The following is a 13,170-nucleotide window of genomic DNA, read 5'->3' on the forward strand; positions in this document are numbered from 1 at the left end:
TCCGACAATAAAAGGATGCTGATTACGAGTCAGTGTTGAAAACAGTGTCGACGCCGCGGCGATCGTACAGACGTCCGGGGGACGACAGCAATGTTGATCTGATCGCTAGCGTTGCTAGCATGGCCCGGACTGGTGTTCCGCGATCCGCCCAAGCCGGGTAGAATCGCACCACACGAAGCAGAGAGGCTTCTCAGAAGAAGGGCGATGCTAGGGAGTGGACCGCTATCGTTCGCCCAACCCTGCAATGGAGATGCGCCATGCTTGTGCTGTCGCGACGTGAAAACCAAAAGGTGTACTTTCCCCAGATTGGTATCAGTATCTGTATCACTCGAACTCAACGTGGAAAGACCACGCTTGGGATCAACGCCCCCAAGCACATTGATGTGATTCGCCAAGAGTTGCTTTCGGATTATCAGCCATCGGATCGACCGAGACACTTGAATGCTAACGACCGGCAAACTCTTCCCGCCGACGTCGAAGAGCAGATTCAGCTTGCCACCGATCGAATTACTCTCGCCCGACAAGAACTTCAAGAGGGCAACGAGCACGATGCGTTGGCGTTGATCGGTCAAGCAATCGCCGAACTCGATCACCTGCGTCTGCAAAACAGCGCGGATGATCCCACCCCACGCGTCGACTCGGACCAAGCGTCTTCGTCAGATCCGTCGACTTGGGACAATCGACAAGCGGTCGGTGAAACGGCGACCGTCTACCAAAACTCCGCGTGTTCCCACCGACGATGCTCTGATTCGATCGATGAGGTCCGTCGCGTGATCATTGTCAAACAAGACGATGATCTCGCAAGCAGCCTGTCAGCCCCACAGCGCGACGGGGTCGAATTCAGCCAGGTCGACGACGGCTTCCACGCCTTCTTGGAACTTTCACGTGCCCGCAAAGCAGACGCCATCGTTTTCGATCACGTCCCGGTCAGCGCGGCCGACATCGACATCATCCGTCATTGCAGCCAGCAACCGGAAATCCCGATCGTGGTCATCGAAACCGGAAGAACGTCACCCTCGGTGCGTCAAGTGCTGGCGAAGACATGCTCGACCGATGAACGCACGATCGTGATCACTTCCGATCGACGAGATTCAATTCGCTACGAATTCGATGCGATGCTGGAAGCTCAGCTTTCTCGCTCCTGATCGACATCTTCACTGCCTTCAGGGTCACTGCCTTCAAGGTCACTGCCTTCGATCATGTAACCTTCGGACGCGTCAAGCGGCGGCTGCTCCGGTAGCCGCTGCGATCGATCGCGAAGGAAAACCGGAACGACCAACACGGCGAGCGACCAACTGATGACCACCCAGCGGTCACTTCGATCGCTGGGCCAATAGTCGAAACTCCAGAGCGTTCGCCAAAATGCCAGATGCAGCGTGGTCGCAAACGGCAACGCAAATGCGAACGCTTCCATCGCACCACGAGATTCTAGTTGGCTTGCCGACCCGCTGTTGGTTTGCTCGGCAGCACCTGGCCGGTCGTTGATCGGTATCGTCGCTAACAGCGGCCGCAGCAGTACCGACATCATGGCGGTGACAACGACGATTGCCGGAAATGATTGCCAACCGACCAGGATCGCCGCCATCGACAACATCGCAATCAAATCTACCAGCCGAGACGTTCCTTTGCCGAGAGGATCGAGTTTCAGGTCCGCCGTCGGGCACAGCCCCTTGGCAAGCACCCGTCCGACGAAGGCGGCCGCCACCACCGCGGTCACGAGGCGCATCAACGCGTCGATACGCTGACCACCCGGAAACCACATGTCCGGTCGACTCGCCTGCCAAGGAACGACCATCAACGTCGGATACACCAACATGGGGACCGCCGCAACAGCGATCGAAAACAACCACAACACCGCAGGCAACCGCACGCCGTCGATTCGAATCAGCGCCATCGCCCACAAACAGCTCAGCACGACCGCGTGATACGTCAAAATCGTGATCAAAATTGGGCCGACACGGGGTGCCCAAAGAGGACCGCCATGGGCGTGAACCGCTTGGGCCGGAATTGCCAGCGAGTACAACTCGGAAATTCCTACCAGCGTTAATGTGATTCCCACCAATGCTTCGACGATAGGATAACGACGAGAAATCGGCAACGAACAACTTCGGCATCGCCCCCGAAGGGAGATCCAGCCCAAGATCGGCACGTTGTCGCGTTTTCGCAGCGTCGAATGGCATCGCGGACAGTGCGACCGACCGCCGATTCCCTCCCCACGTGGCATCCGCCAAGCGACGACGTTCAAAAAGCTACCGATAGAACTGCAAAAGTAAATCAACCATGACGCGATCATCGCGTCGACCAATCGAGGCCGAATCAGGTCTATAAACTCGTAGTGCGCGTAGAATCGCGACTGGACGTAGGCCAAGCCAATGACATAAGCCAACACACCGACCAAGATCGCAACCAGCGTGAACAAAAGCGGCAGACGTTTCCGCAGTCGATGTCGTTTCAAACCGAAAGTCCGTGATGCAGTGAGGGAGCGAGGAGTGAAACGATTCGATCGCCGATGGTCGCGCGATCGCAAGCTTGCTTGTCGTCATGGAAGAATTCCCGTACGACGACTTTAATCCAAACGCGAGCCGATGATTCCGATTCCCGAAAACCGACTGACCCAAGCCAACGATCGGGAGATCAACCCCGACGCCCAGTACGTGTTGTACTGGATGACATCGGCCCGACGCGTTCGATACAACTTTTCGTTGCAACACGCAATCCGTCGAGCCACCGAGTTGGCACTTCCGCTGGTGATCTTTGAACCCCTGCGGGTGCGATATCGATGGGCCAGCGATCGCATCCACCAGTTCATTATCGAGGGGATGCGGGACAACGCGGTGTCACTTCGCGACAAACCGGTCACCTATTTCCCCTATGTCGAACCGAAGCCGGGGGCCGGCTCGGCGCTCCTGGTTTCACTCGCCAAACAGGCCGCAACCGTCGTTACCGATGAATACCCCTGTTTCTTTTTGCCGCACTTGATCCCAGCGGTCCGGCATCGATTGCCCGTTCCGCTGGAAGTGGTCGACGGCAACGGGATCGTCCCACTGCGACTGCCCGATCGGACGTTCACCGTCGCCCACAGTTTTCGCCGCTGGATGCAGAAAAATATCCTCGATTGCCTGACCGAATTACCGCAGGCCAACCCGCTGGCGAGGCTGAAGCTGCCGACGCTAGACCGACTGCCCGGTGCGATCACGCGGCGTTGGAAACCTGCCGACTTCGACCGCCTGCTCGCCGGCGGGCTAGACCAAATTCCGATCGATCATGACGTTCGCCCCAGTCCGGTACTGACCGGTGGCAGTAAAGCGGCGGCAAAGCAGCTGAGCCGATTCGTCGATCGACGGCTCGAAGACTACGGTGACGAGCGCAATCACCCCGACGAACATGCGACAACCGAGCTGAGCGCGCATCTGCATTTTGGCCACATCGCCGCCCACGAAGTCGTCCAAAGCGTACTCGATCACGAATCATGGACTCCCGATCAGCTGTCCAAACCGAACGGGAAAAATCATGGATTCTGGAACACTAGCGAATCGGCCGAAGGCTTTTTGGACCAGATCATCACGTGGCGTGAGATGGGGTTTAACTTGGCGTTTCGTGAACCCCGAAGGTACGACAAGCTGGAATCGCTTCCCGATTGGGCGAAGAGAACGATTGCCGAGACCGCCGAGGACCCTCGCCCGGTGACCTACACGCTGGAACAGTTTGAAACCGCCCAAACGCATGACGAAGTTTGGAATGCCGGTCAGCGTCAACTGGTCCGTGAGGGCATGATGCACAATTACATTCGTATGCTGTGGGGCAAGAAGATCCTGCACTGGACCGAATCGGCGTCACAGGCACTCCAGATCATGGTTCACCTGAACAACAAGTATGGGCTCGACGGTCGCGACCCCAATTCCTACAGCGGAATCTTTTGGGTACTCGGCCGCTACGATCGGGCCTGGGGTCCCAAACGCCCGGTTTTCGGAAGCTTGCGTTACATGACGACCGACAGCGCACGACGCAAGCTACGGTTGAACGGCTATCTGAACCGGTACAGCGCCGAATCGGCCACGCAGCAATAGCACCCCACAGCTTCACTCTCCCTCGTGGGAAGATCCGGGCCTCCGGCCTGGAAAGGGCCCCGGCCGCTCAACCGCACGACCTCCAAACGGGAAGGTGAAGCTGATCGCGATGCCCGATAAACCGCAAACCAAACGACGCCAAGCTGGACACTGCTTCCTATCACTTCACTCTCCCTCGGGGAGAGTCGGGCCTCCGGCCCGGTGAGGGCCCACCTCGAACCGCTCAACCTCCAAGCGGGAAGGTGAAGCTGATGGCGATGCGTCCCCGTCGCCCCCTTCCTATTGAAAGCATTTCTGGCAATATTGGGCGAATCGATCATTTCAGCGGCGAATCTGGCCGAAACGGAGTTTGGAGCGAAGCGAGATTGAACGCCGAGGGGGGGGAGACGCCTTTCGGATTGGGCTTCGCTCACGTTAATTTCACGAAAAGCCCTTGCCGATCCGGGCACGGGTCGATACCCTTCCGAATTCTCCGCCCGAGGCCCAGAAATTGACGGTGCCAGCGGCGGATCAGCTCCGGCTCGTGAGACACAGCTTCACCGGCAGTCATTTCATCGGCGGTCTGCAAACCTTCCGTCGGACGAGTCGTCGCAAGCGGCGTCCGCAAGGCGATCGGAAATCATTCCGACAAAGACGCTTCATGGCCCAAGTCGACTGGTGACGCTGCTTCAGCGAGACCGATCGAAACGGGACGAGCTGGCCCCCGACCCGCGTGGTCAACCCCTTTGTGGTCGAACGCGCGATTACCGTACATCGAACATTAACCGCAGAACATTTCCGTGACCGTGCAACGTTCCTACATGGCCAAAGCGGGCCAAGTCGAAAAGAGCTGGCATGTTGTCGACGCCAGCGACGAGGTGCTCGGACGACTGGCGAGTGACATCGCTGTCATTTTGATGGGCAAGCATCGCCCCGAGTACACCCCACACGTTGATTGCGGTGACTTTGTGATCGTCACCAACGCCGACAAAGTCGCCATGACTGGCCGCAAAATGGAAGTTCGGCATTACACCTGGTACACCGGCTATCCGGGGCTCCGCCTGGAAAGCTATGGCGATCGCCACGAACGCAAACCGGAAGATTTGATCTACCACGCCGTTCGCCGCATGTTGCCAAAGAACAAGCTGGCAACACAGATGCTCAAGAAGCTAAAGATCTACGCCGGCCCCGAGCATCCACACTCGGCCCAAAACCCCCAGCCGCTAAAGCGCACCAGCAAGAAAGTTAGCTAGTGCTGCGGTGCCTCACCGACCCACTTCCCTTTTTGACAAACTGTACTGATGACCCTGGTCAAAAAAGACAAAATTAACGGCGACTCGTTGGGGACTGGCCGACGTAAAAGCAGCGTCGCTCGAGTTCGCGTTCGTGACGGCGCCGGCAAAATCACGATCAACCGACGACCGATCGACGAGTACTTCGTTAACGACCAAGACCAAAAGGCCGTGACCGAGACACTAGCGGCAGTCGAATTGTCGGATAAACTAGATGTAATCGTCCGGGTCAGCGGTGGCGGCCTGACAGGCCAAAGCGGTGCCGTCCGCATGGGACTCGCCCGTGCATTGGTCAGCTATGACGAAGCTCTCCACGACGCGCTTCGCGACGGTGGGTTCCTGACTCGCGATTCTCGCATGAAGGAACGAAAGAAACCCGGTTTGCGTGGTGCCCGACGTGGCGTCCAGTTCAGCAAACGATAACTTTTGGATAAACACTTGGGAAAGAAAGAAGAAGCCTTTGAGGTCGAGGGCACTGTCACGCAGGCCCTCGCAAACACCCGGTTCCGAGTTCAATTGGAAACCGGTAATGAAGTCATGGCACACGTCGCCGGACGGATGCGCAAACACTTCATCCGGATCGTCCCGGGCGACAAAGTCCGTGTCGAACTCTCTCCGTATGACCTAACAAAAGGTCGGATTACCTACCGGGAACGTTAACCACTCCGGCTTCTCTTCGCTCGCAAGCGACTTCACAGTACCGGGCCACGCTCTTCATGAGCCGTTTCTGATTGGCCCGGTTGATTGCTTTCGCGACCAAGTCGTGTACGCTCTGGGGCTTCCCCGCTCCCCAGCCTTCTATCAAGCGTTCACACCATGCGCCAATTCGGCTTACCGCGTCCGTCTATGCCTGCGCGACTGACTGCGAACCTCGCCTCGATTTCGTTCGCCCGTTTGGCTCGCATCTCTGCTTTATTGGCATTCGCCGCAGTGTTGTCGCTGCCTGCCAGCCGATGCACCGCGGACGCACCCAACATCATCTTTGTTCTTTGCGATGACCACCGCTTCGATTGCATGGGTGTCGCCGGGCACCCGTTTATCGAGACGCCTCACATGGACGCGATGGCACACGAAGGCGTTATGCTGCCCCGCGCCTACGTGACCACTTCGCTGTGTTCGCCCAGCCGTGCGTCAATCTTGACCGGCCAGTACGCCCACAATCATCGCGTCGTCGATAACTATCATCCGGTCGATCCGAAACTGGTTTTCTTTCCGCAACAACTCCAAAAAGCCGGCTATCAAACCGCGTTCATCGGCAAGTGGCATATGGGTGGTGAAATCGACGACCCACAGCGTGGTTTCGATCATTGGATTGCGTTCAAAGGCCAGGGGACCTATTGGCCTGACGGGCATGGCACGACACGCGAAGTTCCGCAAACGACCTACGATGGCTTCAACATCAACGGCAAACGTGTCCCGCAAAAAGGCTACATCACCGACGAGTTGACCGACTACGCACTTCGGTGGCTTGGTGAACGCGATACCGACAAACCGTTCTTCCTGTATGTCAGTCACAAAGGTGTCCATGCGGACTTTGTCCCCGCCGATCGGCATCGCGGCCGCTATGACAAACAACCGTTGCCGATCGATATCCCCAGCGCGGCGGACATGAAACGCGGCAACCTGCCGATGTGGGTTCGCAATCAACGGAACAGCCGCCACGGGGTCGACTTCGGATACAACCTCGCCGACTTTTCACCGGCGGTTTACTATCGCCGTTACTGCGAATCGCTGCTTGCCGTCGATGACAGCATCGGAAAGCTGGATGCGTTTCTTAAACGGGAGGGTTTGCGTGAAAACACGCTGTTCGTCTACATGGGCGACAACGGCTTTCAGTTCGGCGACCACGGCCTGATCGACAAACGCGTGGCTTATGAAGCAAGCGCCCGCGTTCCGCTATTGATGCGCATGCCAGGCAAAATCCCCGCCGGACCAAAATTCGAGGGGCTCGTCGGCAACATCGATGTTGGTCCAACACTGCTAGAAGCGGCGGGTGCCCCGCCGCTTAAAAATGCTGATGGCGAAAGTTTCTGGAAAGCGATTTGCGGAGACAACGCGTCGGTCGATCCAGATCGCAACCTACTTTACGAGTACTACTGGGAACGCAACTACCCGCATACGCCAACGCTTCACGCGGTCATTGGCGGACGGTGGAAATACATTCGCTGCCATGGTTTGTGGGACCGTGACGAGTTGTACGATCTGGAAAACGATCCAGAAGAGATGAACAATTTGATCGACGTCCCTCGGCACGCCGATCGCGTCAGGGCCATGAACACCACGCTCTGGTCGCTACTGCATCACACAGACGGCCATGAGATACCGTTGCTGGAAGACCGCGGTCCGGTGTTTCCCTGGCGACACCCGGATCATTCCAAGCAGGCGCCCTTTCCCGCCGAGTACTTTCGCGACAGCGAACCGCAACGCTAGGCTTGATAGACCGGCGGTGCCCAACCGGCCGGATCAAAGTCCGTTTCGGCAAAAAACAGCTTTCCTGCGTTTGAACAGACCGCTTGATCATCCTTTGACATGTGCTCGACCGCCGTCGTGATAATCAGCATCAGCTTGCCGTTGAATTCGACCAGCGCCGGGCAAGTGTTTTGGGGCGACAGTGGTGTTCGCCAAACCCGCATGCAATCGCCGGATTCCAAGTCGTACTGACGGGTTTCTCCGTAAGGTCCGGCGGACGGTAAGAACATCGATACGATCAAGCTTTTGCCATCGGGCGAGAGGATCGCACCATCTGGAACGGCAGGATCTTCGGTCAGATCCAAGACGACCTCGGGTTCTCCGACGGTGCCCGCTTGGAGATCCAATGTTGATCGGACCACCGTACGGGTTGGGGAATCGATATCGATCAATGAAAGTTGGTCCCCGTCTTCGACGATCGCCTTGCCGTTGCTGCAGATTTGGTCGTCACGCAGGCAGATTAACTTCGAATCGCTGCCACGATAGAGATACAATCCGGCTTTCTTGTGGGCAAATTCCAAGTCTTTGCAGCCGAAAACGAGGTTGTCGCCGATCGCCAACCCGTCATTGATGATTGTGTTTTCGACGGCCTGATCAACGCCTTCGCAAAACGGTTCCCAGGCCCCGCTTTCGACATCAAAAAAGCCCAGCGTTCGTTCGCAACCGACGACAAACTTGCCGGGTGTCTTGCACGGGAACGCGAACCCGGGTCGCCCGGGCAAATCGGACGACGTGTTCGTCATTGTCGCCAGGTCGAACCGGTTCAAACTGCCGGAGGTCGCATCGCTTCCGTGCTGAATCCCAACCCATGAAAAGACCCCGGGGGTGTTTTGGTAGGGACCTTCGGGAAGAAAACGCAGCGCGTCGGTCATCGGAAAATTCAACGGCGATGCTTCGATTACGGTAGCCACTTCAATGACCTCGTCAGGGATCGGATGGGGAAACAACGGAGGGGCACCATAACGGGAAACCGCCGTTTTCAAAACACCCCAAACTGTTCGAGCAGGCATTTTGGGGCGCCGATTCCGACCACCTGAACTTCGCCGATCACGCCCGCCGCCGCGGGGTTCGAAAAGCCAGCTTTGGCAGCGACAAAGGTAAGCGTGAGATCGGCCCGGAACGTCGTTTCACTCACCTCGCCGGAGTCGCAATCCAAGCCCGTTGGCAAGTCAATCGCGACACGATACCCCGGTGTATCGTTGGCCAATTGAACTGCCGTTGCGTACAAACCACGGGGTTCGCCGGTGGCCCCCGTGCCCAACAAACAATCGACCAGGCAATCACTCGGGCGGATAAGGTCTTCGAGCTCCGCCTCGCTCCGAGCGACTTCGATTTGTATCCCGGACTTGGAGGCGATCGCGGCATTGGCCGCCGCGTCGCCTTTTAGTACGTCGAGTTCCGCCATCGAGATGACGCGAACGGCGCGTCCGGCCAGTTCCAAGTGGCGGGCGATCACGTATCCATCGCCGCCGTTATTTCCGCCACCACAGAGCAGCCCGACGGGGGTTTCAGGCGACGTCTTTTTCAAGATCCAATCGGTCGCCCCACGCCCCGCGTTCTCCATCAAAACCACGCCGCTGATCCCAAATTCTTCGATCGCGATCTGGTCGACTTGCCGAACTTCGTCACGCTTCATTTCGCAGTCCCATTTTCAGATTTTCTGAGCTTGCCAGTTTCGCCGGGCCGACAAAAATAGACGGCAAACCTTTCCCTTGTTTCCATGGATTTCGTCATGCCACTTTACGAATACGACTGCTCAAAGTGCAATCATCAGGTCGAAGTTCTCGTTCGCAATTCAGAGGAAAAACCCGAGTGTCCTGAATGCGGCGGCCACGAGTTAGTCCGTTTGATGAGCGCGACTGCGGCGCCCAACATGAACGGTAGCAAAAGCTTGCCGACCGCCCGCCCCGATTGCGGAGCCCCCCGCTGCTGTGGCGGTGGCTGCGATATCTGACATGTCCGCTGAAGAGGCGTTTAGCGAAACAGCAGGCGAGCGATCAGCGCTGTTTCGAAGGGCCGAATCGGAAATGAATCTCAATGGGCTTCCAGCCAATTGTTTCCGGTGCCCATCTCGACCACGATGGGCACTTGCATTGGCAACGCTTCCTTCATCGCTTGCTCCACGGCCGGCATCACCTTGTCGGCCTCTTCTTTGACCATGTCGAAGACCAATTCATCATGAACGGTCAGCAACATTTTCGTCCGAAAGTTGCCTTCACGCAGGACCTTGTCGACGCCGATCATCGCCAGTTTCAACATGTCGGCCGCGGTGCCTTGAATGGGGCTGTTCATCGCCAAGCGTTCGGCGGTGGACTTGGCGTTTCGCGAACGACTGGTGATGTCACGTAAATAACGACGGCGCCCGGTTTTGGTTTTGACATAGCCGTGCTCCCGGGCAAATTCAATCGTCGAATCGATGTAGTCACGTACGCCGGGATACTTTTCAAAGTAGTTATCGATCAACTCGCCCGCCTCGGCGCGGGGGATGTTCAGACGTTGCTGCAATCCGAACGCGCTGATGCCGTAGATAATCCCAAAGTTCACCGTCTTGGCCTTCGCACGCATCTCGCGAGTGACGTCTGCAGGGTCAACCTTATAGACCTTCGATGCGGTGACGGTGTGAATGTCTTCCTCGTTTACAAACGCCGACATCATCGCTTCGTCGCCGCTGAGTTCTGCCATGATCCGCAATTCGATTTGCGAGTAATCGGCAGATAGAATCAGATGGTTGTCGGAGCGGGGGACAAACGCCGCGCGAATTTCTCGCCCACGTTCCTTCCGTACCGGGATGGTTTGCAAGTTGGGATCGTTCGATTGCAAGCGTCCTGTCGCCGTCCACATCTGGCTGTAGTGCGTGTGCAGTCGGCCGGTGTCGGCATCAACCGCCGACGGTAACTGATCGACATAAGTCGATTTCAATTTCCGAGCGTTCCGATAATCCAGCACGTCACGGATAATATCGTGCTTGCCACTGAGCCGTTCGAGTTCGGCTTCTCGGGTAGAGTACTGGCCGGTCGCCGTCTTCTTGGGCTTTTCCTCGAGCTTCAATTCTTCGAATAAGACGACGCCCAATTGCCGCGGCGAATCGACGTTGAATTCATGGCCGGCGGCCTCAAAGATCGTCGCTTGTAGACTATCGATTTCACGTTGCAGTGTTTCGGCGTACGTCGCCAACGATTCAGTGTCCAACGTGATCCCGTTGTATTCCATTTCAACCAACACGGGGACCAAGGGGCACTCGACGCGTTCGGAAACCTCTTCGACTTCACGCTCTTTCATCATCGGTCGCAAGACCTGTTGGATTTGCAGCGTGACGTCGGCATCTTCACAAGCGTATTCGGCCAAGCGATCGAGCGGCACGTCAGCCATCGACCGCTGTTCCTTGCCCTTCGGACCGATCAAGTCGCTTGTCGGGATCGGCTTGTAATTCAAGTACAACTCGCACAACGAATCCAAGCCATGACGGACATCCGGTTCTGCGATCGTGTGTGCGAGCATCGTGTCAAACAACGGCGGCGCGACTTTCACGCCATGCCATCGCAATAACGAGACATCGTACTTCAGGTTGTGTCCAATTTTTAAAATCGAAGGATCTTGGAGCACCTCGGCAAACTCTTCCAACACCACCCGACATTGATCGCGTTCTTGGGGGCAGACGACATAGTACGCTTCGTGTGGTTGCAAGCTGATCGCGATCCCAAGCGGCAATGCTTTTCGAGGATCAAGGCCGGTCGCTTCGGTATCGAAACAGAATTGCTTCGCATCACGAATCTTTGCGATCAGTTCGGCGCGCTGTTCACTCGATTCGATTGTGTGATACTGATGCGGAACGTCGGCCAGGGTCTTCTGTTCGCTCGGTTCTTCGAAGAGCGATTCCTGAATCTCGCGTTTACGTTTTTCGCGGACGACCGCCGTTCGTGCCGCCGACGCCGAAAATGACTTACCGAAAATCCGCTTGCCAACGGTTTCGAATTCAAGATCAACCAACAATTCACGCAGCTTCGACTCGTCGTGACCTTTGCAGCGAAGTGATTCCAAATCAACTTCCGTTGGCACATCCAACTGGATGGTCACTAAACGCTTGCTTAGGAGCGCCTGATCGCGATTGTCCCGAACGCGTTCTTTTTGTTTGCCTTTGAGTTGATCGATATTGTCCAGCAATCCTTCGACGCTGCCGAACTGTTGAACCAATTTTTTCGCCGTTTTTGGGCCGATCCCAGGAACACCGGGAATGTTATCGCTGGTATCGCCCATCAGACCGAGCACATCGATGACCTGTGTGACACGTTCGATTTCCCACAATTGCCGAACTTCGTCGACGCCCAGGATTTCCGCTTGGCCTCCCTTCGACCCCGGCTTGTAGACATGGATCTGATCGGTCACTAGCTGATGGTAATCTTTATCGGGCGTTACCATCCAAGTCTCAAAGCCTTGGGCTTGGGCCTGATGTGCCAGCGTTCCGATGACGTCATCCGCCTCATAGCCCGGCATCCGAATCACCGTCACGTTCATCGCGTCCATCAAGCGATCGACCAGCGGAATTTGACTCGACAGGTCTTCGGGCATCGCGTCCCGGTGCGCTTTGTAGTCGGGAAAATCGACGTGTCGCTGCGTCGGTTCGTCGGTGTCAAAGGCGCACGCGATGTGCGTCGGCTTTTGTTTGACCAAGATGTCCGTGATCGCGTTGAGCATGCCAAAGACCGCCGACGTGCACTGACCGCCGGAGGTGAACCGTGGACTACGGATCAGTGCAAAGTGGGCGCGGTAGATCAGTGCCATCCCATCGAGCAAGTACAGCTTTTTGTCGGCGGCGAAAAGGTCTTGGGTTTCGTTGGGCATCAAACAGTTTGCCGAGAGAGCACAGATGTTGCGAGAATGTAGGCGAGTCGAAGCCGAGTTCGCTTCGCTAGTGGACTCATGATCGAAACAATCATGGCCGAATCGGTTTGCTTCGTGTTTCCGATCATCGTGGATTACCCGCGACGGCAAAAGTGGTCAGAAGCGAATCGCGACAAAACCAGAGGGTTTCGCGCCCCGATCGCGGGGCTTTCTAGCCAATCTCGTTGTCGCCTTCACCGGCCACCCAACCTGTGTTTTGATAAAGCCGCAAAAGTCGGCAACGACGTCGGACCGTCGCCCCAGAGACTCGTGTGATTTGGTAAATTGACGTCGATTCGGTGCGACTTTCGGTGGTGTCCTGTCCGATGTTGGTTTCGGCACCCAACCGGTGCCTCGTCAAAATTAGAATGGTGGATCGGTGGCATTGGGTGGCTAACGCCATTCGGCTGGTCCTAAATTCGGCTCATCAGCCGATGGGCGTTAGCCCCGGTTATTGCACCGTAACCGTGGCTAACGCTGAATTC

General features: G+C 56.7%; 12 protein-coding genes. 7 read left to right on the plus strand and 5 right to left on the minus strand.

Going from position 1 to position 13,170, the window contains the following annotated elements; genetic code table 11:
- The first annotated feature begins 257 nt into the window (after window positions 1-257).
- Entirely contained in the window at window positions 258-1,145 is an 888-nt protein-coding gene (locus FYC48_RS02670; protein ID WP_149495132.1) for a carbon storage regulator, read from the plus strand.
- Here the strand turns inward: FYC48_RS02670 and FYC48_RS02675 are convergent.
- Window positions 1,127-2,455 carry an A24 family peptidase gene (locus FYC48_RS02675; protein WP_200836519.1) on the minus strand — a complete coding sequence of 443 codons (1,329 nt, stop codon included), beginning with the start codon at window positions 2,453-2,455 and terminating at the stop codon, window positions 1,127-1,129. The genes FYC48_RS02670 and FYC48_RS02675 overlap by 19 nt on opposite strands.
- Window positions 2,456-2,585: 130 nt before the next feature.
- Between FYC48_RS02675 and FYC48_RS02680 the strand changes: the two genes are divergently transcribed.
- The 5 genes from FYC48_RS02680 to FYC48_RS02700 all read left to right on the plus strand — a co-directional run bounded on the left by FYC48_RS02680 (window position 2,586) and on the right by FYC48_RS02700 (window position 7,768).
- The gene (locus tag FYC48_RS02680; RefSeq protein WP_315853760.1) at window positions 2,586-4,067 is read left to right on the plus strand and encodes a deoxyribodipyrimidine photolyase; all 1,482 of its coding nucleotides are present in this window, start codon (window positions 2,586-2,588) and stop codon (window positions 4,065-4,067) included.
- Between the two features lie 779 nt (window positions 4,068-4,846).
- Window positions 4,847-5,299: a 50S ribosomal protein L13 gene (gene rplM, locus FYC48_RS02685; protein WP_230780304.1), complete on the plus strand. Its 453-nt coding sequence runs from the start codon at window positions 4,847-4,849 to the stop codon at window positions 5,297-5,299.
- Between the two features lie 48 nt (window positions 5,300-5,347).
- Window positions 5,348-5,761 (plus strand): 30S ribosomal protein S9, encoded by a 414-nt coding sequence (rpsI, locus tag FYC48_RS02690; protein ID WP_149495133.1) that lies wholly within the window; start codon window positions 5,348-5,350, stop codon window positions 5,759-5,761.
- Between the two features lie 15 nt (window positions 5,762-5,776).
- Complete coding sequence (gene infA, locus FYC48_RS02695; RefSeq protein ID WP_094411247.1) at window positions 5,777-5,998, plus strand: translation initiation factor IF-1; 222 nt, start codon at window positions 5,777-5,779, stop codon at window positions 5,996-5,998.
- 186 nt (window positions 5,999-6,184) lie between these two features.
- Complete coding sequence (locus FYC48_RS02700) at window positions 6,185-7,768, plus strand: sulfatase family protein (protein ID WP_149495134.1); 1,584 nt, start codon at window positions 6,185-6,187, stop codon at window positions 7,766-7,768.
- On the opposite strand, the gene FYC48_RS02705 is transcribed toward FYC48_RS02700, so the two are convergent.
- Together FYC48_RS02705 and FYC48_RS02710 are read right to left on the minus strand one after the other, a co-directional pair.
- Window positions 7,765-8,718 carry an SMP-30/gluconolactonase/LRE family protein gene (locus FYC48_RS02705; RefSeq protein WP_235034036.1) on the minus strand — a complete coding sequence of 318 codons (954 nt, stop codon included), beginning with the start codon at window positions 8,716-8,718 and terminating at the stop codon, window positions 7,765-7,767. The two genes, FYC48_RS02700 and FYC48_RS02705, sit on opposite strands and share 4 nt — an antisense overlap.
- A 68-nt stretch (window positions 8,719-8,786) precedes the next feature.
- Window positions 8,787-9,443, minus strand: a complete 657-nt coding sequence (locus FYC48_RS02710; protein ID WP_149495136.1) for an NAD(P)H-hydrate epimerase — start codon at window positions 9,441-9,443, stop codon at window positions 8,787-8,789.
- A gap of 96 nt (window positions 9,444-9,539) precedes the next feature.
- Between FYC48_RS02710 and FYC48_RS02715 the strand changes: the two genes are divergently transcribed.
- Window positions 9,540-9,761 (plus strand): FmdB family zinc ribbon protein, encoded by a 222-nt coding sequence (locus FYC48_RS02715; RefSeq protein ID WP_149495137.1) that lies wholly within the window; start codon window positions 9,540-9,542, stop codon window positions 9,759-9,761.
- An 80-nt stretch (window positions 9,762-9,841) separates the two neighbouring features.
- On the opposite strand, the gene polA is transcribed toward FYC48_RS02715, so the two are convergent.
- Window positions 9,842-12,646 carry a DNA polymerase I gene (gene polA / locus FYC48_RS02720; RefSeq protein ID WP_149495138.1) on the minus strand — a complete coding sequence of 935 codons (2,805 nt, stop codon included), beginning with the start codon at window positions 12,644-12,646 and terminating at the stop codon, window positions 9,842-9,844.
- A gap of 211 nt (window positions 12,647-12,857) precedes the next feature.
- Window positions 12,858-13,088 (minus strand): hypothetical protein, encoded by a 231-nt coding sequence (locus FYC48_RS02725; protein ID WP_149495139.1) that lies wholly within the window; start codon window positions 13,086-13,088, stop codon window positions 12,858-12,860.
- Between the last annotated feature and the right edge of the window lie 82 nt (window positions 13,089-13,170).

It is taken from the genome of Roseiconus lacunae, from assembly GCF_008312935.1.
Classification (GTDB): domain Bacteria; phylum Planctomycetota; class Planctomycetia; order Pirellulales; family Pirellulaceae; genus Stieleria; species Stieleria lacunae.

Excerpts from the sequence above, each read along its gene's own strand:
- FYC48_RS02670 (WP_149495132.1), top strand. The coding sequence starts at position 258 with ATGCTTGTGCTGTCGCGACGTGAAAACCAAAAGGTGTACTTTCCCCAG.
- FYC48_RS02680 (WP_315853760.1), top strand. The coding sequence starts at position 2,586 with ATGATTCCGATTCCCGAAAACCGACTGACCCAAGCCAACGATCGGGAG.
- rpsI (WP_149495133.1), top strand. The coding sequence starts at position 5,348 with ATGACCCTGGTCAAAAAAGACAAAATTAACGGCGACTCGTTGGGGACT.
- FYC48_RS02700 (WP_149495134.1), top strand. The coding sequence starts at position 6,185 with ATGCCTGCGCGACTGACTGCGAACCTCGCCTCGATTTCGTTCGCCCGT.
- FYC48_RS02710 (WP_149495136.1), bottom strand. The coding sequence starts at position 9,443 with ATGAAGCGTGACGAAGTTCGGCAAGTCGACCAGATCGCGATCGAAGAA.
- FYC48_RS02715 (WP_149495137.1), top strand. The coding sequence starts at position 9,540 with ATGCCACTTTACGAATACGACTGCTCAAAGTGCAATCATCAGGTCGAA.
- polA (WP_149495138.1), bottom strand. The coding sequence starts at position 12,646 with ATGCCCAACGAAACCCAAGACCTTTTCGCCGCCGACAAAAAGCTGTAC.
- FYC48_RS02725 (WP_149495139.1), bottom strand. The coding sequence starts at position 13,088 with ATGGCGTTAGCCACCCAATGCCACCGATCCACCATTCTAATTTTGACG.